Genomic DNA, 18,636 nt, shown 5'->3' on the forward strand with positions numbered 1-18,636 from the left:
TCGACATGCTGATGCGCTGGTGTGCTGTTCCCGCGTTGCTGATGGCATTGACTGGCCTGGCCCAAGCGGCGGACTGTCCCGAATTGCTGCAAGGCTCGTTGCCCAAGCTGCGAGCCAAGGATTCCATTGATCTGTGCCAGCAGTACGCCGACAAGCCGTTGGTGGTGGTCAACACCGCCAGCTTCTGCGGTTTTGCCCCGCAGTTTGAAGGCCTTGAAGCGCTGCATAAGCGCTACGAAGGGCAAGGGCTGGAAATGCTCGGCGTCCCCTCCAATGACTTCAAGCAGGAGTCCAAGGACAGCGCCGAGACCGCCAAGGTTTGCTACGCCAACTATGGCGTGACGTTCAACATGACCGAGCCGCAAAAGGTTCGTGGCGATGACGCTACGCATCTGTTTCAGGTGCTGGCGGCACAGAGCAGCGCACCGAAGTGGAATTTCTACAAATATGTGGTCGATCGCCAAGGCAAGGTGATCGCCAATTTCTCCAGCCTGACCAAGCCGGATGATCCGGAGTTTATTGCCGCGATCGAAAAGGCTATCGCCTCGAAACCGCTGAAACCCTGATCTCTAGGAGCGGCGGCACGCTGCGATCTTTTGATTTTAAAAAAACAGATCAAAAGATCGCAGCCTCGTTGCATTTGACAGCTCCTGCAGATCGCACAAATTTCAGGCATAAAAAAGCCCCGCCTCTGTAAAGAGCGCGGGGCTTTTTTGTCGGCGAGGGGTTAGCCTCGCCATGCAGCATCAGAAGCGGTAGGTCGCGCCGACACCGAAACCGTTTGCCGAGTTTTCATACTTGGCGTCGTAGGTCTGGCCACGATCGTTTTCGTTGCGGATCTTGACCGACTCTTCCTTCAGGTACGAGTAGGCAACGTCGATGGTCAGGTCTTCGGTCGGGCTCCAGCCGGCACCGATGCTGAAGATGGTCCGGTCGCCGGTAGGAATACGTGGCGAACGGTCGACGTTGTTGGTCGGCGACTGGTCGAAAGTCAAACCGGTACGCAATACCCATTCCTTGTTCAACTGGTACGAAGTGCCCACGGCGTAAGCCCAGGAGTCGTGCCAGTTCTGGTCTTCGGTGATTTCACCGAACTGACCGGCCAGCAAAGGCTGTACACCAGAGTTCTTGACGGTGATTTTTTCCAGTTGGCTCCAGCGGGTCCAGGTCGAACCGGCGTAAACGTTCCAGCGATCGTTGATCGCCTGGGTGACCGAGAAGTCGATGGACTCAGGCGTGGTGATCTTCAGCGAAGCGTCGTACTTCTGGTTGGCGCCCAAGCCGATTGCACCCAGCACACCGTAGTTGACCTTGGTGTTGCCTTCGAGCTTGTAGTCGACTTTCGAGTGGTAAGTCAGGCCCAGGCGAGTGGTGTCAGTGGCTTGTACCAGCACACCGATGTTGTAGCCCAGCGCAGTGTCGTCACCCTTGATCTTGACCTTGCCATCCGGCGCGGCCTGAGTGATCGACAGGTTGGATTCCAGCGTGCCGTCGATGCGGTTGATGGTCGGACCGAAACCGATCGATACCTTGTCGTTGAAGGCGTAGCTGACGGTTGGCTGGAAAGTGATCACTTGTACTTCGGATTTGCTGCCGAAGTAACGGCCGGCAAAGCCTTTTTCGTAGTCGGTAATCAGACCGAACGGCACGTAGACGCCGAGGCCGAATGCCCAATGATCATCGATCGGTTTGACGTAGAAGCCCATAGGTACAGAGGTGAAGGGCACCATGTCGCCTTTGTTGCTGCCGCCGTTAGGGCTGGAGCTGGCATCGCTGATATCGGTTTTTGCATCGAGGAATGCAACGCCGCCAGTGACTTGTTCGCGCTTGAGGCGCGACATGCCGGCAGGGTTGCCATAAACAGTGCTTGCGTCGTCGGCAGAAGAGGATCGCCCAGCGTAACCAGTGCCCATCCCGCTGATGCTGTGTTCGTTGATGGCAAAGCCAGCTGCGAAGATCTGGGTGGATGCCATGGTAACGGCGAGGCTAAGGGTGGTTTTGAGCATGACTTTTTTCATTATTAGAACTCCTGGTGATCACCGGGGCGAAAATTACCAACATTTTCGTCCCAGCGCTATAGTCCGTATGCCTTGAGTTAGAGCGGTTTTGTAGGACAATCCGACCAGATTCGCGACCTGTTGGCAGATCTTCTGCAACCTGGCAGTCAACAAGCGACCTGATTCACCGTTGAAACACAGGTGTGCCAGGCATAAGTGAAGTCGCGTAGACGACCTTGGGGTTGAAAGGTCTGGCGCCAGATACGCGCCATTCCCAGCAAATCGTTGGAATCGGGGAGGGTGGGGTTTTGTTCTTCCACCAGCAGCCAGGCGATGGCCGTGGCGTAACGCAGATTGACCGTCAGTTCCAGGTGTGGACCGCTCAGGAAAGCGTGTTGACTGGCGAGGCCGCGCACCAGGCTGGCGCGTTCCGGGTCGAGCGCCAGATAATCATCCCAAAGGGCCTGATGGCGATGCTCGGCAATGCGGTAGAGGCCGTGCCCACGGCGGTCATGCAGGGCGGAACCCAGGGCTGACTGGCTGGCGGCGATGCCCAGCAGCAAAGATTCGGCAGTCGCGCTGTGACGTCCCAGGTAGATCAGCGTAGGACGGATCACGTAGCGGCACAGTTCGCTGGCAGCGATACCCATAAAACCCTCGGTTCTTGTTATTAATGGCGAGTCCTGAAGGGGGGGCTTGGCAGCTGTGGATCGGTTCAGGCTCGCCGCAAGCGGATCACGCCGCTTGAGTTGAAGTGTAGTGTCATATTCGCGACGTAAAGGCCTGTTTTTAAAATATTTCCCGCTGCAGGGAATATCCGTTATATCCGATGGTGCTTAGCCGTTGAGGGGTAAAAGCGAAACATCGGGCAATAAAAAGCCCCGCATTTTGTGCGGGGCTTTTGCTTTTGCAGCCTTTTCGGCTTTCAGGCAACCAGTGCCTGACGGGTACGATCGATCACGGCCTGCAGCGGTTCGGCGCTGGAGTACTGATCGGGGTACAGACGCTCGCTGTGGCGGGCGATACCGTGTTCGTTGACCAGTGTGAAGCTGAAGCAGCCTTTGCGAGCGGCCATGATCAGGCAGTTCATTGGTGCAAAAGCGTTGGTTAGGGTGCGAATGGCATCCTGAGTATGGATTTGAGTAGACATAGTTATTAGGTGTTCCTACAAATGACACGGATAAGAACCGTGCAACGTTAAAACGTTCCAGTAACGTCGACCACCATTGGTCGAACGAAGAACCCGACTGGAACAAAGCAGCCAGTTTGAAGCGCTGATAAGTTGGCGCGCTTGGGCTGGCAGGTAGGTACTTAGGAGGGCAGGCATCACAACGAGGGCAAAGGTTCTGGGCCCGGGGTGAAGATCCTGATCAATTTGCAGGTTGGTTCGGTCAGAGTAAGTGCTCTTGGTAACACCCTTCGCAATTCGAAGGCAGTGTCGTCGCAAGATTTACCTGGAAACCATCGAGGGGTCGTTCCCGCTTTTTTCGGTACGGCTTCTTGGTAGAAGGCTGACCGTGGGGATGTGTTCGACCAGAATTGACTTTCAGCTTGGTACTAACGCCGCGGATACTAACGGATCGAAACGGGTAAAGCAAACTTCGTGTAGAAAAACATGGCGGCCACCGAATGAGTCTGCCTGGCCGGTTTACTGACGTGCCCCGTAATGGGCGCATTTTTTGACCGTCGGTCGGTGAAGATATTTTCATCAAGGCGCGCGCCAGACGGGTTTATCCCCAGACCGACTGCCAAAACGACCCGAAAAAGCGCAGCGATATAACCAGGTAACAGGTACTTGTGCACATTAGTTGCGCAGGCTGTAACAGCGCTGTCATACCAATCCTGACCCCGGTGGCTGCCTGCAACGAAAGTTTAAGTCAATGAAAAACATCGCTTTTTTTTGTTGGTGAAAAAATCGTCAGTTTGACTGCGAGCCCCATTCCATAAGGCTTTGCGAGGGTTGGAGGGCGGTTGTCCACTGAGTTATCCACAGCTTCTGTGGATTGTCCCGAGCGCTTGCTCTAGGACGGGCGTGCCGGGTTGTTTTTCGACTTTACCTGTAAGAAAAAGAGAGTAGAGTGGCGCGCCTTCCGATTCGTCCCACAGTGCTTTATGAAGTTTCGCTCAGTATCAGACTCTGTTACCTCACAGCCTTCTCCTGTTACCCCGCCCAAACGCTTTTCCGTTCGCGTTGCCGAATGGCTGCTCGACAGCCCGCGCCTGAGCGACAGTCACAATGCCAAACACCTCGCTGGCCGCCTGCTCAAACAACCGGCGCGTGATGGCGTGGTGGTTGCGCAAAGCCGTCTCGGTCAATTGATGTGCCGCGAATGCGGTAACGCACGGGACCGTCGCATCGGTCAGGATCTGCTGCGCCAGGCCGCCCGCGCCGGTGATCGTCGCGCGCAGCAGGAACTCGGTCTGCTCGAAGACTGAGCTGTCCAAGACCTGACACCTTGGTTAACCTTCAGGCTTTATAAGATCGGCGGGAGTGGCTATGGCTATGGACTTGACCAGCGTATTGCTGGGGCTTGCAGCGGCGGGATTACCACTGCTGGTGCTGGCCTGGCAGCTGCAACGCCGGGCGAGCAATGGGCAGGCCGAGGTGGCTCTGCTCGAAGAGCGTCTGGCCATGGCGCAACTGGCACAGGACGGGCTCAACGCGCAGCTCGACGCCAGTCGCGATGAAGTCGCCGATCTCGGTCAGGCCAATGCCGCCAAGCAGGCTGATCTGGCGGCTCTGCGCCGGGAAGTCGAGCTGCTGCAGATCGAACGCGACGACGCTCGCGATGCCTCCCACGCCTGGAACCTCGAACGTGCGAACAAGGAAGCCGAGCTGCGCCGCCTCGACGCACAGGCCGCCTCACTGAACGCCGAACTGCGCGAGCAACAGGAAAGTCACCAGCAACGCCTCAACGACCTGCAAGGCTCGCGCGATGAGCTGCGTGCGCAGTTTGCCGAGCTGGCCGGGAAGATCTTCGATGAGCGCGAGCAGCGTTTCGCCGAGACCAGTCAACAACGGCTCGGTCAGTTGCTCGATCCGCTCAAGGAACGCATTCAATCCTTCGAAAAACGTGTGGAAGAAAGTTATCAGGCCGAGGCCCGCGAGCGTTTCTCGCTGGCCAAGGAGCTGGAGCGCTTGCAGGCGCTCAACCTGCGTCTGAGCGACGAAGCCACCAACCTGACCCGTGCCCTCAAAGGCCAGAAAACCCAAGGCAACTGGGGCGAGTTGATTCTTGAACGTGTGCTCGAACACGCCGGTCTGGAGAAGGGCCGCGAGTACCAGACCCAGGTCAACCTCAAAGGCCCGGATGGCGAGCGCTTCCAGCCTGACGTGATCATTTACCTGCCGGGCGACAAGCAAGTGGTGGTGGACTCCAAGGTGAGTCTCACCGCGTATCAGCAGTACGTGGCTGCCGACGACGACACTCTCGGGCAGATCGCGATCAAGCAGCACGTCCTGTCGTTGCGCAATCACGTCAAAGGCCTGGCCGGCAAGGATTACAAACGTCTGGAAGGCCTGCACAGCCTTGATTTCGTTTTGCTGTTCGTGCCGATCGAAGCGGCGTTTTCGGCGGCGTTGCAGGCTGAGCCATCACTGTTTCAGGAAGCCTTTGACCGCAACATTGTCATCGTCAGCCCGACCACATTGTTGGCGACTTTGCGCGTGATCGACAGTCTGTGGAAGCAGGAGCGGCAGAGTCAGAATGCTCGGGAAATCGCCGAGCGCGCCGGGTGGCTGTACGACAAGTTCGTGCTGTTTATCCAGGATCTCGACGAGGTCGGCAATCGACTGCAACAGCTGGATAAAGCCTACAGTTCAGCGCGTAACAAGCTGACAGAGGGGCGCGGCAATCTGGTCAGTCGCAGCGAGCAACTGAAATTGCTCGGTGCGCGGGCGAGCAAGAGCTTGCCGGCGGACTTGCTGGAGCGAGCGATGACCGATGTCGATGGCCTCGTCGAACTCCCTGAATAAAAATCAAAAGATCGCAGCCTGCGGCAGCTCCTACCGGATGTACGCGATCCCAATGCAGGCGCTGCCGGAGGCTCGGGCCGCGTTCGGACGATCTTTTGCTTTTATAGCGGCAAATACCGGCTCAACAACGCCCGCAGCGCCGCCGGCTTCACCGGTTTAGGCAAATAATCCAGCCCCGCCGCGTGCACCTGCGCGATCATCTCCGGACGCCCGTCAGCACTGATCACCACCCCCGGCACCGGTTCGCCGAGACGCGTGCGCAACCACGCCATCAACTCGGTGCCGGTATCCCCGTGATCGAGGTGATAGTCGACCAGCGCCAGTTGCGGTCGCACGCCGTCACTCAGCAGTGCCGCACATTCTTCACGATTGCGCGCCGTCCACACCTGACAGCCCCAGCGGCTCAGCAGGCTGTTCATGCCGATCAGAATGCTGTCTTCATTGTCGATGCACAGCACCTGCGCGCCGCTCGGCAACTTGCCATTCAATTCAGCGGCGGCGCTGGCCGGCACGACTTGCGAGCGAGCCAGCGGCACGCTGACGCTGAACACACTGCCGCGCCCCGGCCATGAGCGCACACGCAGGGTATGGCCGAGGACACGGCACAAACCATCGGCAATCGCCAGGCCCAGCCCGAGGCCTTTTTCAGCGCGGGTCTGATGGCTGTCGAGGCGTTTGAACTCCTCGAAAATCACCTGCTGTTTATCTTCCGGGATCCCCGGCCCGCGATCCCACACTTCCAGGCACAGCTCGCCGCCGCGTCGGCGCACGCCCAGCAGCACCGGACCTTTGGCATAGCGGAATGCGTTGGTGAGAAAGTTCTGCAGAATCCGTCGCAGCAATTTGATGTCGCTGTCGATGCGCAAATGACTGCCACGCACGCGGAAGGTCAAACCTTGTTCCTGTGCCAGCGCCTTGAACTCGGCGCCGAGAATGTCGAACAGCTCATTGACGGCGAAAGGCTTGCGGTCGGGGTTGATCTTGCCGTTTTCCAGTCGGGAGATATCCAGCAGATCGCTGATCAGATCCTCGGCCGAGCGCAACGAGCTGTCGAGGTGCTGCACCAGTTTCTGCGCCTCGCTGCTCAAGCCATCATCCTGATGCGAGAGGGCGGCAGAGAACAGTCGGGCAGCGTTCAGTGGTTGCATCAAGTCATGGCTGACTGCCGCGAGGAAACGGGTTTTCGACTGGTTGGCCGCCTCGGCAGTACCCTTGGCTTCGGTCAACGCGAGGTTGAGCTGCGACAGTTCCTGGGTGCGTTCGCTGACCCGTTGCTCCAGCCCTTCGTTGGCCTCGGTCAGCGCCTGTTCGGCCTCGCGGAACGCGGTGATGTCGGTGAAACTCATGACAAAACCGCCACCTGGCATCGGGTTGCCGATCAACTCGATCACCCGGCCGTTGGGGAACAGCCGCTCAGACGTATGCGCACGGCCCTGACGCATCCAGTGCAGGCGCCGGGCAACGTGGACTTCCGCTTCACCGGGGCCGCACAAACCGCGCTCGGCGTTGTAGCGAATGATGTCGGCAATCGGTCGGCCGACGCTGATCAAACCGTCGGGGTAGTTGAACAGTTCCAGATAACGCCGGTTCCACGCCACCAGTTTCAGCGACTGGTCGACGACGCTGATGCCCTGGGTAATGTTCTCGATTGCACCCTGCAACAGGGCGCGGTTGAACTGGAGGACCTCCGACGCTTCATCGGCGATTCGGACTACATCCTCCAGTTGCATTTCCCGACCTTCGATGGCGGCTTTTACCACGGCGCGCGTCGAAGAAGCGCCAAGCACACCGGCCAACAAACGCTCGGTGTGGGCGATCCATTCGCCGTCGGCATTCTGGTTCGGGTTGAAGCCTTTGCCCTGGCGATAGGCGAAGCGGATAAAGCTTTGGCGCGCACGTTCTTCACCGACAAAGCGCGCGGCCAGTTGCAGCAAGTCGTCGATCTGCACCGCCAGCATCGAGCGTGCACTTGGCCGTGCGCTGATCTCCTGTCCGATGAAGCGCCCGGCCTGCCAATGCTCCGACACGCGCGTGCGTGACAACACCGAAACCCAGGCAAACAGTGTGAAGTTACCGGCCAGCGACAGCACTACACCTTGGGTCAGCGGCGTAATCGGCAGGTTCAGCGGATTGCTGTGCAACCACGCAAGGCCGGGGAAGCTGCTCAGCGACCAGCCCAGGCTGTGCGCGGCAATCGGCAGGATCAACGTGTAGAACCACAGAAAAGTACCGGCGGCCAGACCTGCGAAAACACCACGACGGTTGGCCTGTTTCCAGTACAGCGCGCCGAGCATCGCGGGTGCCAGTTGGGTCACCGCAGCGAAGGCAATCTGGCCGATGGTCGCCAGACTGGCAGTAGAGCCGAGCAAGCGATAGCTGACGTACGCCAGCAACAAAATCACCACGATGCTCACGCGCCGCACGGACAACATCCACTGGCGGAACACTTCAAACGGGCGCTCGGCGTTATTGCGGCGCAGCAACCACGGCAACAGCATGTCGTTGGAGACCATGGTCGATAACGCCACGCTGGCGACAATCACCATGCCGGTCGCCGCTGACGCGCCACCGATAAACGCCAGCATCGCCAGTGCCGGGTGCGCCTGAGCCAGTGGCAGGCTGATCACGAAGGAGTCGGGCAGTACGTCACTCGGCAGCATCATCTGACCGGCTAAAGCGATCGGGACTACAAATAAAGCAGCCAGTGCGAGATACGCTGGAAACACCCATTTGGCCAGGCGCAGATCCTGCGGATCAATGTTCTCCACCACCGTGACGTGGAACTGCCGGGGCAGGCAAATGATCGCCATCATCGCCACACCGGTCTGCACCACCATCGACGGCCAGTTGATGGTTTCTTTCCAGTATTCCTCAAGCCGCGGGGCGAGCATGGCCTGATTGAACAAGTCATCGAAACCGTCATACAGGCCATAGGTGACGAAGGCGCCGACGGCGAGAAACGCGAACAGTTTGACCAGCGATTCGAAGGCAATCGCCAGCACCATGCCACGGTGGTGTTCGGTGGCATCGAGGTTGCGCGTACCGAACACGATGGTGAACAGCGCCAGCACCAGCGACACGATCAGCGCGGTGTCCTGGGCGCGGGTGCCCATGGCGTCGGCACCGGCACCGATCAACAGGTTCACGCCGAGGACAATGCCTTTGAGTTGCAGGGCGATATAAGGAAGGACGCCGACCAGACAGATCAACGCAACGACCACCGCCAGCGATTGCGATTTGCCGTAACGCGCGGCGATAAAGTCAGCGATGGAGGTGATGTTCTCCTGCTTGCTGATCATCACCATCTTCTGCAGAACCCACGGCGCGCCCACCAACAGCAGGATCGGCCCGAGGTAAATCGGCAGGAATGACCACAGTTGTTCCGCCGCCTGACCGACTGCGCCGAAGAACGTCCAACTGGTGCAGTAAACCGCCAGCGACAGGCTGTACACCCAGGCACGCATGCGCGGCGGCAACGGCGCGCTGCGACGGTCGCCGTAGAAGGCGATGGCGAACATGATGGCCATATAGGCCAGGGCGACGGCGGCGATCAGCCCGGTGGACAGCGACATGCAACACTCCCGACAAAAGACTCCCCGGCACTCCTGCCCGGGCGGACAGTCTCGCATGCGCGGGGCGGTTAGTCAGTGTCGACCAAGGTCGTGGCGTGGCGGGGTGTCGCAGGAGGAGAGTCGGGTGGTTTTTGCGGTGACGTTGCCGAACACAAAACCCTGTAGGAGCTGGCGAGTGAAACGAGGCTGCGATCTTTTGATCTTTGCCATCAAGATCAAAAGATCGCAGCGTGCCGCAGCTCCTACATGGAAATCGGTGTCAGTCCTGTTTCAGTGCAATATCGATCAGACGATGAAGCTCATCCACCTCGAGCGCGGCTGCAGAAAACAGAATCCGGAACACCACCGGCGCCACCACCAGATTGATCAGCCGATCAACACTCGGCGCCGCTTCATCCGGATGTCGCTCGATGATCGTCTGCAACTGCGCGCCAAGGATCGTCACGCAATACCCCGGCGTCGCGCTCGCTTGCACGTCACGCATCATGTTGCGACCGGGCTCGGAGCTCATTTCGTCGAGATACTGCTCGGCCCACGCACGAATATCACTGCGCAAGCTGCCGGTCTGTGCCGGTTCGCTATCCGGGCGCATGCGGGCGAGGGCGACGTCGGCCAATAACGCCGACAGATCACCCCAGCGCCGGTAAATCGTTGACGGTGTAACGCCTGCGCGCGCGGCGATCTGCGGGACGGTCACGGTCGAGCGCTCCTGCTCCTGCAGAAGTGCGCGAACTGCCGAATGAATTGCATCTTGCACCCGGGCACTGCGGCCACCGGGGCGTAAACCTTCTTTAATAGCCATGCGGCAGACCTTAACACAAAGAATTTGCTTTAAGCGTGGGGCAGTAGCACACTCCGCAAAAGCAAAAAATTAGCTTTTGCGGAGTGTGCACATGAACAACCTTGCTTCCAACCGTTCCAGCCTGTGGTTTCTGGCGATCACCTTACTCAGTTTTCTTGCCGCATCCACTGCACCGACGCCGTTGTATCACCTGTATCAGGATCAACTGCACTTCTCGGCCGCCGTGCTGACGCTGATCTTTGGCGTGTATGCGCTCAGTCTGTTGGCCGCGCTCTTAACGGTGGGCTCGCTGTCCGATCACCTCGGACGCAAGCCGGTGATCTTCACCGCCGTGCTGCTCAACGCGTTGGCGATGCTGCTGTTTATCTACGCCGACAGTGTGACCTGGCTGATCAGTGCGCGTGTACTCCAAGGTTTTGCTACCGGCATGGCCACCGCCGTTTTAAGCGCGACGTTGCTCGACACCGACCGTCAGCAAGGCCCGTTGATCAACAGTGTGGCGCCGTTGCTCGGTATGGCCCTGGGCGGCATGGGCTGCGGTTTGTTGGCCGAGTTTGCGCCGGCGCCGTTGCAACTGACCTACTGGTTGCTGCTCGCCCTGTTTGTGTTGCAAGGCATTTATGTATGGCGCTTACCGGAAAGCGTCACTGCGCAAGCGGGGGCGTGGGCCTCGTTGCGGCCGACACTGCACGTACCGATTCAAGCGCGGGCCACCTTGTGGCGCGTGTTGCCGCTGAATACGGCCACGTGGGCGCTCGGCGGTTTCTACGCCTCGTTGGCACCGTCATTGGTGCGCACCGCCACCGGTTCGACTTCCAATCTGATCGGCGGCGCAACCGTGGCGGCCCTGACAGTGACCGGAGCATTGATGATTTTCACGCTGCGCAATCGTCCCGCGACCAGGGCGTTGCAGTTGGGGGCGAGCCTGTTGCCAATCGGCCTGGTGTTGATTCTGCTGGGTGTGCACAGCGCCAGTCTGTCGTTGTTTTTCCTCGGCACGCTGGTGGCCGGTTGCGGCTTTGGATCGGGATTTCTCGGTGCGGTGCGCAGCCTCGTGCCGCTGGCCTTGGCCCATGAGCGCGCGGGGTTGATGGCCGCGTATTACGTGCTCAGTTATCTGGCGTTCTGCCTGCCGGCGTTGCTCGCCGGGCACTTGTCGCGCAGCTACGGTTTGCTGGCGACCACCGATGGTTACGGGGCGATTTTGATCGTATTGGCTGTCGGCGCGTTGTTGCTCAGCCTGCGTCCTGCGCCAGCCAAAGTGTGCCGCGCTCCATAACCGGCGCGCTTTCGGTTAGCCTTGCCCGGCCTTCTTTTCACGGATCGACTCATGAAGATTATTCGCAGTAAAACCTTCACCGCCGAGCGCGCCTGGGGCGCGCTGGACATCGCCACCATGAACGGCATCACCACGCGCCTGCACTGGACCGATCAGCCGTACAAATGGCACGTCAACGACGGCGAGGAAGTGTTTGTGGTGCTCGATGGCCAAGTGCTTATGCATTACCGCGAGCAGGGCGAAGAAAAACAGGTGCAGCTAGATGTCGGCGACATCTTCTACGCGAGCGTTGGCACCGAGCACGTCGCCCATCCGCAAGGCGCTGCGCGGATTATGGTGATCGAGAGCGAAGGCAGCGTCTGACTGCTTATTGGTAAAATAGATAACAGTTAGAGAAATTACCCGTTATATAGATATTCGATTCGGTTCTACCATGGACTCAACCTCACCAGAGGAGAGGAGTTCATGATGATTTGCCCCAACAGTGCCAAACCCGGTATCAAGCCGTTCAGCCAGCTTCAGCATCCGCGCGAAGTGATCCGCCAGTTCACCCCGAACTGGTTCGCCGCCACCATGGGCACCGGTGTGCTGGCGCTGGCGCTGGCGCAACTGCCGTTGGCCATTCCAGGCCTGCATGCCATCGCCGAAGGTTTGTGGTTGTTCAACATTCTGTTGTTCACCCTGTTTACCGCTGCCTACGCCGCGCGCTGGATCTTGTTCTTCGATGAAGCGCGACGGATTTTCGGCCACTCCACGGTATCGATGTTCTTCGGCACGATTCCCATGGGCCTGGCGACGATCATTAACGGTTTTTTACTGTTTGGCCTGCCGCGCTGGGGCGACGGCGTGATTCATCTTGCCGAAATGCTGTGGTGGATCGATGTGGCCATGTCGCTGGCCTGCGGTGTGTTGATTCCGTACATGATGTTCACCCGTCAGGAACACAGCATCGACCAGATGACCGCCGTTTGGCTGCTGCCGGTCGTGGCGGCAGAAGTGGCGGCGGCCAGTGGTGGTTTGCTCGCACCGCATCTCAGCGATGCTCACTCGCAACTGGTGGTCCTGACGACAAGTTACGTGCTTTGGGCTTTTTCCCTACCGGTAGCGTTCAGCATTCTGACGATTTTGCTGCTGCGCATGGCCCTGCATAAACTGCCCCACGAAAACATGGCCGCCTCGAGCTGGCTGGCCCTCGGCCCGATCGGCACCGGTGCGCTGGGGATGTTATTGCTCGGTGGTGATGCGCCAGCGATCTTCGCGGCGAACGGTCTGCCGGGGATTGGTGAAATCGCTGCGGGTCTGGGTCTGGTGGCCGGTATTACGCTGTGGGGCTTCGGTCTGTGGTGGATGTTGATGGCGTTGCTGATCACCGTGCGTTACCTGCGCGACGGCATCCCGTTCAACCTCGGTTGGTGGGGCTTCACGTTCCCGTTGGGGGTGTATTCGCTGGCGACGTTGAAGTTGGCAAGCACCCTGAACCTGACGTTTTTCAGCGTCGTCGGCACGGTGCTGGTGATGTTGCTGGCGGTGATGTGGCTGATTGTCGGCAAACGCACCGTGCAAGGTGCCTGGCGTGGCGAGCTGTTTGTCTCGCCGTGCATCGCAGGTTTGAAGAAATAACCTGAAAAGTTTAGGTAAGGTGTGGCCTGGATCGCGGTTCGAGAATCCAATAAGCAGTATCCAGGCCTCTCTACCTTACACATCAGGGAAACACGGAAGATGAGTCACCCCTCACAGTTCAACCTGCTGCGCACGCGGCGCTTCTTGCCGTTTTTCATCACGCAGTCACTTGGCGCGTTTAACGACAACGTGTTCAAGCAATCACTGATCCTCGCGATTCTCTATCGGCTGACCATCGAGGGTGACCGTTCGATCTGGGTCAACCTTTGCGCGCTGCTGTTTATCTTGCCGTTCTTTCTGTTCTCGGCATTGGCCGGGCAGTTCGGGGAGAAGTTCGCCAAGGACGCGCTGATCCGTCTGATCAAGCTCGCGGAAATCGCGATCATGGCCGTAGGATCGGTCGGTTTCCTCTTTGATCACTTGTCGCTGATGCTGGTGGCGCTGTTCGCCATGGGCACGCACTCGGCGCTGTTCGGGCCGGTGAAATATTCGATCCTGCCGCAGGCGCTGCGTGAGGATGAATTGGTCGGCGGAAACGGCCTGGTGGAGATGGGCACGTTTCTGGCGATTCTCGCCGGGACCATCGGCGCCGGGGTGATCATGTCATCGACCCATTACGCACCTCTGGTCTCGACCGCCATTGTCGGTATCGCCGTGCTGGGTTATCTGGCGAGCCGCAGTATTCCTCGTGCCGCCGCTGCGTCGCCAGAGATGCGCCTGAACTGGAACATCTTCAGCCAATCCTGGGCCACGCTGAAACTCGGTCTGGGCCAGACGCCCGCCGTGTCGCGCTCGATCGTCGGCAACTCGTGGTTCTGGTTTGTCGGGGCGATTTACCTGACGCAGATTCCGGCCTATGCCAAAGAGTGGATGCACGGTGATGAAACTGTTGTAACGCTGATTCTCACGGTGTTCTCGGTCGGTATTGCACTCGGCTCGATGCTGTGCGAGAAGCTGTCCGGGCGCAAGGTCGAGATCGGCCTGGTGCCGTTCGGCTCGTTTGGTCTGACCGTGTTCGGTTTGTTGCTGTGGTGGCATTCCGGTGGAATCCCCGATAGCGTCACCGGCCATAGCTGGATTGAAGTGTTGGGCTTCGTGCACACCTGGGCGGTGCTGATCGATATCCTTGGCCTTGGCATCTTCGGTGGTTTCTACATCGTGCCGCTGTACGCATTGATTCAGTCGCGCACTGCCGAGAACGAGCGGGCGCGGGTGATTGCCGCCAATAACATTCTCAACGCGCTGTTTATGGTGGTCTCGGCCATCGTCTCGATCGTGCTGCTGAGTGTGGTCAAGTTGTCGATCCCGCAATTGTTCCTGGTGGTGTCGCTGCTGAACATCGGTGTCAACGCCTACATCTTCAAGATCGTCCCCGAGTTCAGCATGCGCTTCATGATCTGGCTGCTCAGCCATTCCATGTACCGCGTCGAACACCGCAACCTTGAGGCGATTCCGGACGAGGGTGCGGCGCTGCTGGTGTGCAACCACGTGTCGTTTGTCGATGCCTTGCTGATTGGCGGTGCAGTGCGTCGGCCGATTCGCTTTGTCATGTACTACAAAATCTACAACTTGCCGGTGCTGAACTTTATCTTCCGCACGGCGGGGGCGATTCCGATTGCCGGGCGTAATGAAGACATCCAGATTTACGAAAAGGCTTTCACCCGTATTGCTCAGTATCTGAAGTACGGTGAGCTGGTGTGCATCTTCCCGGAAGGAAAATTGACTGCCGATGGCGAGATGAACGAATTCCGGGGCGGGCTGACGCGGATTCTCGAGGAGACGCCGGTGCCGGTGATTCCGTTGGCGTTGCAGGGGTTGTGGGGGAGTTTCTTCAGTCGCGATCCGAACAAGGGCGTGTTTCGCCGGTTGTGGTCGCGGGTGACGCTGGTGGCGGGTGCGCCGGTAGGCGTTGAAGTGGCAGAGCCGGCGCAGTTGCAGGCGTTGGTCGGGGAGTTGCGCGGGGCAGTTAGATAATCTGTGACTGTGTGGGCCTCACTCCTACATTTGAAATGCGATTCCCTGTAGGAGTGAGCCTGCTCGCGATTGCGGCAGATGCCTAAGCGCTGACCTTGAGGCCAATCAACCCGGTAATGATCAACGCCACACTGGCCAGCCGAATCAACGCCATCGACTCGCCAAACAGAATGATCCCGGCAATCACCGTACCCACCGCGCCGACACCGGTCCAGATCGCATAAGCCGTACCCAGCGGCAGTTCCTTCATGGCAAGACCCAGCAGGCCAAGGCTGATGGCCATGGCCGCAACGGTCAGTACGGTGGGCAGCGGGCGGGTGAAGCCGTCGGTGTATTTCAGGCCGACGGCCCAGCCGACTTCGAACAGGCCGGCGAAAAACAGAATGATCCAGGACATGCAAGACCTCCATCGATAGACGGGGTCGTCCCCAGATTAATGACTCGATCGAGCCGCAGGGGCGTCCCCGCGTTGCGCGCTAGTTTGACGAGCATCAACCCGAGGATCAAGTTCCGAGGTCAGTCGGCCGCTTGCTGCGCCAGAGCCTCGCGATCTTCCTTTTCACTCATGCGCCGGAAGTACGTCGACAGCAAAGCTCCGGAAATATTGTGCCAGACGCTGAACAGCGCGCTCGGCACCGCCGCCAAGGGCGAAAAATGCGCACTGGCCAAGGCCGCGCCCAGTCCAGAATTCTGCATGCCAACCTCCAGCGCCAGCGACTTGCGCTGGGCCAGCGGCAATTTGAACAGGCGCCCGGTGAAATAACCCAGCAGGTAACCGAAGCTGTTGTGCAGCATCACCACGGCCATGATCAACAGACCGGATTCGGCGATTTTTGCCTGACTGGCCGCCACTACGGCGGTGACGATGATCACGATGCTGACCACCGACACCAGCGGCAACACATCCACCGCATGGCGCACCTTGTCACCCAGCAAACGCTGGGCAACCACACCGAGAATGATTGGCAGCAACACCACTTGCAGGATCGACCAGAACAGCTCCATGAACGACACCGGCAGCCATGACGAAGCCAGCAGCCAGATCAGCGCCGGGGTCAGCAGCGGGGCGAGGAGGGTGGTGACGGCGGCGATGGCCACCGACAACGCCAGATCGCCACGAGCCAGCCAGGTCATCACGTTGGACGAAGTGCCACTCGGGCAGCAACCGACCAGAATCACCCCGACGGCGATTTCCGGCGGCAGGTGAAACACCTGGCAAAGCAACCACGCCACACCGGGCATGATCACGAAATGTGCAACCACGCCCAGCGCCACGCGCCACGGATGGCGGGCGACGGCAGCGAAGTCGTCAAGTTTGAGGGTCAGGCCCATGCCGAACATCACCAGGCCCAGCAGCGGCACGATTGCGCTCTTGAGGCCGAGGAACCACGCCGGTTGCAGGAACGCAATCACGGCGAAAATCAGAACCCAGTAAGCGAAGGTATTGCCGACAAAGCGGCTGAGTGCAGCCAGTGCGCGCATGGCTTGTTCCTTATTATGTGAAAGCGTTAGGAAGCTAAGCATACGGTGCTTGCAAAAAGATCGCAGCCTTCGGCAGCTCCTACAGGAAAATGCATTCCATCTGTAGGCGCTGTCGAAGGCTGCGATCTTGGCTTTTCAGGCACCCCCTATAAAGAAGAGGGCACCTGCTTAAGGTTTTAGATACCTTGCGGAGTCTCTTCCCCACCCAACGCTTCCACCAGCGCCGGCAGGAAATCGCCGAAGGTCAGCATCATCAGGGTGAAGCTGGCGTCCAGTTGCCCCAGCGCCTCATCGCCACCGTCCTGCTCCGCCTGATCCTGCAACAGATCTTCGAACTTCAGACGTTTGACGGTCATCTTGTCATCGAGCATGAAGGACAGCTTGTCCTGCCAGGCCAGCGACAACTGCGTAACCACTTTGCCAGTGCTCAGGTGCAGCTGGATTTCTTCGCTGGTCAGATCCTGACGCTTGCAACGGACGATGCCGCCGTCTTCGTGGGTGTCGCGCAGCTCGCATTCGTCCAGAACATAGAAGTCGTCGGCAGCTTTCTGCGTGGTGACCCATTCGGTCATGGTCGCGGTTGGCGACATTTTTACGGTCAGCGGACGGACGGGCAGGGTGCCGATCACTTCACGCAGGGTCGACAGCAGGTCTTCGGCGCGTTTCGGGCTGGCCGAGTTGACCAGGATCAGGCCCTGTTTCGGCGCGATGGCGGCGAAGGTCGACGAGCGACGGATAAAGGCGCGCGGCAGGAACGCCTGGATGATTTCATCCTTGATCTGATCGCGTTCCTTCTTATAGACCTTGCGCATCTGCTCGGCTTCGATCTCTTCGACCTTCTCCTTGACCGCGTCGCGCACGACGCTGCCCGGCAGAATGCGTTCTTCTTTACGCGCAGAAATCAGCAGGAAGTCACCGCTGACGTGCACCAGTGGCGCATCTTCGCCTTTGCCGAACGGCGCGACGAAACCGTAGGTGGTCAACTCCTGGCTTGCACATGGACGCGCCAGTTTGGTGGCCAGTGCAGTTTCCAGCGCCTCGGCATCGACAGGCAGGTCTTGGGTCAGGCGATAGATAAGCAGGTTTTTGAACCACATGGGGTGAGTCTCTCCTTTATACAAAGGGGGGCATTATTGTCTTCGCCGTCTCATAGGCCAACCCTTCTCTAAGCCTTTGGAAGGCCTGAGAAAATTATTTAAAAAAGTGCTTGCCAGAGGTAGGGTCGCTCCGTAGAATGCGCGCCACACCGAAGCGAAGGGTGATTAGCTCAGCTGGGAGAGCGTCTGCCTTACAAGCAGAATGTCGGCGGTTCGATCCCGTCATCACCCACCATTCGTTTCAAGTGTTTAGCGCAGCGGTAGTTCAGTCGGTTAGAATACCGGCCTGTCACGCCGGGGGTCGCGGGTTCGAGTCCCGTCCGCTGCGCCATATTCGGTAACCTGGAACACTGAACGCCAGGTCACCACGGAAAAACCCGCCAAGGCGGGTTTTTTTCTGCTCCAAGGTTGTACCCGCGGGATGTGTCGTTTTACCGGTTTTCGGATTTATTTGAAAAAAACTTCAATTAAATCAACACTTTACGAAAACTTGTGGCATAATGCGTCCCGTAACGAAGCGAAGGGTGATTAGCTCAGCTGGGAGAGCGTCTGCCTTACAAGCAGAATGTCGGCGGTTCGATCCCGTCATCACCCACCATTCGTTTCAAGCGTTTCGCGCAGCGGTAGTTCAGTCGGTTAGAATACCGGCCTGTCACGCCGGGGGTCGCGGGTTCGAGTCCCGTCCGCTGCGCCATATTCGGAATCTGGAACACTGAACGCCAGATTCCACAGAAAGCCCGCCTAGTGCGGGCTTTTTGCTGTCTGGCATTTGAGTATTTTTTGCTGCATATATCTATGTAGTGCCTGCCAGCCAAGCCGCTTTCGGACAATGGCAAC

At 58.8% G+C, this 18,636-nt stretch carries 15 protein-coding genes and 4 tRNA genes; 11 read left to right on the forward strand and 8 right to left on the reverse strand.

The features are described 5' to 3' along the window. Positions 1 to 5 precede the first annotated feature (5 nt). Positions 6 to 566, forward strand: a complete 561-nt coding sequence (locus P3G59_RS08950) for a glutathione peroxidase (RefSeq protein ID WP_277761268.1) — start codon at positions 6 to 8, stop codon at positions 564 to 566. Positions 567 to 746: 180 nt separating this feature from the next. Here the strand turns inward: P3G59_RS08950 and P3G59_RS08955 are convergent, their stop codons facing one another. From P3G59_RS08955 to P3G59_RS08965, 3 genes are all read right to left on the reverse strand, one after another. After that, positions 747 to 2,018, reverse strand: a complete 1,272-nt coding sequence (locus P3G59_RS08955; protein ID WP_034156220.1) for an outer membrane protein transport protein — start codon at positions 2,016 to 2,018, stop codon at positions 747 to 749. 146 nt (positions 2,019 to 2,164) lie between these two features. After that, complete coding sequence (locus tag P3G59_RS08960) at positions 2,165 to 2,647, reverse strand: hypothetical protein (protein WP_007919783.1); 483 nt, start codon at positions 2,645 to 2,647, stop codon at positions 2,165 to 2,167. Positions 2,648 to 2,922: 275 nt separating this feature from the next. Then, complete coding sequence (locus tag P3G59_RS08965) at positions 2,923 to 3,147, reverse strand: hypothetical protein (protein WP_003214941.1); 225 nt, start codon at positions 3,145 to 3,147, stop codon at positions 2,923 to 2,925. A gap of 962 nt (positions 3,148 to 4,109) precedes the next feature. Between P3G59_RS08965 and P3G59_RS08970 the strand changes: the two genes are divergently transcribed. Both P3G59_RS08970 and rmuC read left to right on the forward strand, forming a co-directional pair. After that, positions 4,110 to 4,433 (forward strand): hypothetical protein, encoded by a 324-nt coding sequence (locus P3G59_RS08970; protein WP_007919780.1) that lies wholly within the window; start codon positions 4,110 to 4,112, stop codon positions 4,431 to 4,433. Between the two features lie 175 nt (positions 4,434 to 4,608). Beyond that, entirely contained in the window at positions 4,609 to 5,973 is a 1,365-nt protein-coding gene (gene rmuC, locus P3G59_RS08975) for a DNA recombination protein RmuC (RefSeq protein WP_176091711.1), read from the forward strand. 101 nt (positions 5,974 to 6,074) lie between these two features. Here rmuC and P3G59_RS08980 read toward each other — a convergent pair whose 3' ends face one another. After that, positions 6,075 to 9,545, reverse strand: a complete 3,471-nt coding sequence (locus P3G59_RS08980; RefSeq protein WP_277761269.1) for a PAS domain-containing hybrid sensor histidine kinase/response regulator — start codon at positions 9,543 to 9,545, stop codon at positions 6,075 to 6,077. A gap of 259 nt (positions 9,546 to 9,804) precedes the next feature. Next, the gene (locus P3G59_RS08985) at positions 9,805 to 10,347 is read right to left on the reverse strand and encodes a TetR/AcrR family transcriptional regulator (protein WP_277761270.1); all 543 of its coding nucleotides are present in this window, start codon (positions 10,345 to 10,347) and stop codon (positions 9,805 to 9,807) included. Positions 10,348 to 10,438: 91 nt separating this feature from the next. Between P3G59_RS08985 and P3G59_RS08990 the strand changes: the two genes are divergently transcribed. The 4 genes from P3G59_RS08990 to P3G59_RS09005 all read left to right on the forward strand — a co-directional run bounded on the left by P3G59_RS08990 (position 10,439) and on the right by P3G59_RS09005 (position 15,220). Then, positions 10,439 to 11,626 carry an MFS transporter gene (locus P3G59_RS08990; protein WP_277761271.1) on the forward strand — a complete coding sequence of 396 codons (1,188 nt, stop codon included), beginning with the start codon at positions 10,439 to 10,441 and terminating at the stop codon, positions 11,624 to 11,626. A 51-nt stretch (positions 11,627 to 11,677) separates the two neighbouring features. Then, positions 11,678 to 11,989 (forward strand): cupin domain-containing protein, encoded by a 312-nt coding sequence (locus P3G59_RS08995; RefSeq protein WP_277761272.1) that lies wholly within the window; start codon positions 11,678 to 11,680, stop codon positions 11,987 to 11,989. A 105-nt stretch (positions 11,990 to 12,094) separates the two neighbouring features. Then, on the forward strand, positions 12,095 to 13,246 hold the full coding sequence (locus P3G59_RS09000; RefSeq protein WP_277762123.1) for a TDT family transporter: 1,152 nt from the start codon (positions 12,095 to 12,097) through the stop codon (positions 13,244 to 13,246). A 99-nt stretch (positions 13,247 to 13,345) separates the two neighbouring features. After that, a complete protein-coding gene (locus P3G59_RS09005; protein WP_277761273.1) occupies positions 13,346 to 15,220 on the forward strand; it encodes an MFS transporter in 1,875 nt (624 codons plus the stop codon). Between the two features lie 82 nt (positions 15,221 to 15,302). Here P3G59_RS09005 and sugE read toward each other — a convergent pair whose 3' ends face one another. The 3 genes from sugE to rdgC all read right to left on the reverse strand — a co-directional run bounded on the left by sugE (position 15,303) and on the right by rdgC (position 17,799). Next, a complete protein-coding gene (gene sugE / locus P3G59_RS09010; RefSeq protein ID WP_003223093.1) occupies positions 15,303 to 15,617 on the reverse strand; it encodes a quaternary ammonium compound efflux SMR transporter SugE in 315 nt (104 codons plus the stop codon). Positions 15,618 to 15,736: 119 nt separating this feature from the next. Further along, positions 15,737 to 16,702: a bile acid:sodium symporter family protein gene (locus P3G59_RS09015; protein ID WP_277761274.1), complete on the reverse strand. Its 966-nt coding sequence runs from the start codon at positions 16,700 to 16,702 to the stop codon at positions 15,737 to 15,739. Between the two features lie 176 nt (positions 16,703 to 16,878). Continuing rightward, a complete protein-coding gene (rdgC, locus tag P3G59_RS09020; RefSeq protein WP_007919763.1) occupies positions 16,879 to 17,799 on the reverse strand; it encodes a recombination-associated protein RdgC in 921 nt (306 codons plus the stop codon). A 159-nt stretch (positions 17,800 to 17,958) separates the two neighbouring features. On the opposite strand from rdgC, the gene P3G59_RS09025 reads away from it, so the two are divergent. The 4 genes from P3G59_RS09025 to P3G59_RS09040 all read left to right on the forward strand — a co-directional run bounded on the left by P3G59_RS09025 (position 17,959) and on the right by P3G59_RS09040 (position 18,493). Beyond that, positions 17,959 to 18,034, forward strand: a tRNA-Val gene (locus tag P3G59_RS09025). A gap of 19 nt (positions 18,035 to 18,053) precedes the next feature. Further along, positions 18,054 to 18,130, forward strand: a tRNA-Asp gene (locus P3G59_RS09030). A gap of 191 nt (positions 18,131 to 18,321) precedes the next feature. Beyond that, a tRNA-Val gene (locus P3G59_RS09035) sits at positions 18,322 to 18,397 on the forward strand. Between the two features lie 19 nt (positions 18,398 to 18,416). Continuing rightward, a tRNA-Asp gene (locus P3G59_RS09040) sits at positions 18,417 to 18,493 on the forward strand. The last annotated feature ends 143 nt before the right edge of the window (positions 18,494 to 18,636 follow it).

Source organism: Pseudomonas sp. A34-9 (assembly GCF_029543085.1).
In the GTDB taxonomy this organism is placed as follows: Bacteria; Pseudomonadota; Gammaproteobacteria; order Pseudomonadales; family Pseudomonadaceae; genus Aquipseudomonas.

What these genes read in the sequence shown, in the direction of transcription:
- P3G59_RS08955 (WP_034156220.1), bottom strand. Translation starts at nt 2,018, where the DNA reads ATGAAAAAAGTCATGCTCAAAACCACCCTTAGCCTCGCCGTTACCATG.
- P3G59_RS08970 (WP_007919780.1), top strand. Translation starts at nt 4,110, where the DNA reads ATGAAGTTTCGCTCAGTATCAGACTCTGTTACCTCACAGCCTTCTCCT.
- P3G59_RS08965 (WP_003214941.1), bottom strand. Translation starts at nt 3,147, where the DNA reads ATGTCTACTCAAATCCATACTCAGGATGCCATTCGCACCCTAACCAAC.
- sugE (WP_003223093.1), bottom strand. Translation starts at nt 15,617, where the DNA reads ATGTCCTGGATCATTCTGTTTTTCGCCGGCCTGTTCGAAGTCGGCTGG.
- P3G59_RS08950 (WP_277761268.1), top strand. Translation starts at nt 6, where the DNA reads ATGCTGATGCGCTGGTGTGCTGTTCCCGCGTTGCTGATGGCATTGACT.
- P3G59_RS08960 (WP_007919783.1), bottom strand. Translation starts at nt 2,647, where the DNA reads ATGGGTATCGCTGCCAGCGAACTGTGCCGCTACGTGATCCGTCCTACG.
- rdgC (WP_007919763.1), bottom strand. Translation starts at nt 17,799, where the DNA reads ATGTGGTTCAAAAACCTGCTTATCTATCGCCTGACCCAAGACCTGCCT.
- P3G59_RS08980 (WP_277761269.1), bottom strand. Translation starts at nt 9,545, where the DNA reads ATGTCGCTGTCCACCGGGCTGATCGCCGCCGTCGCCCTGGCCTATATG.
- P3G59_RS09005 (WP_277761273.1), top strand. Translation starts at nt 13,346, where the DNA reads ATGAGTCACCCCTCACAGTTCAACCTGCTGCGCACGCGGCGCTTCTTG.
- P3G59_RS09015 (WP_277761274.1), bottom strand. Translation starts at nt 16,702, where the DNA reads ATGCGCGCACTGGCTGCACTCAGCCGCTTTGTCGGCAATACCTTCGCT.
- P3G59_RS08985 (WP_277761270.1), bottom strand. Translation starts at nt 10,347, where the DNA reads ATGGCTATTAAAGAAGGTTTACGCCCCGGTGGCCGCAGTGCCCGGGTG.
- P3G59_RS08995 (WP_277761272.1), top strand. Translation starts at nt 11,678, where the DNA reads ATGAAGATTATTCGCAGTAAAACCTTCACCGCCGAGCGCGCCTGGGGC.
- P3G59_RS09000 (WP_277762123.1), top strand. Translation starts at nt 12,095, where the DNA reads ATGATTTGCCCCAACAGTGCCAAACCCGGTATCAAGCCGTTCAGCCAG.
- P3G59_RS08990 (WP_277761271.1), top strand. Translation starts at nt 10,439, where the DNA reads ATGAACAACCTTGCTTCCAACCGTTCCAGCCTGTGGTTTCTGGCGATC.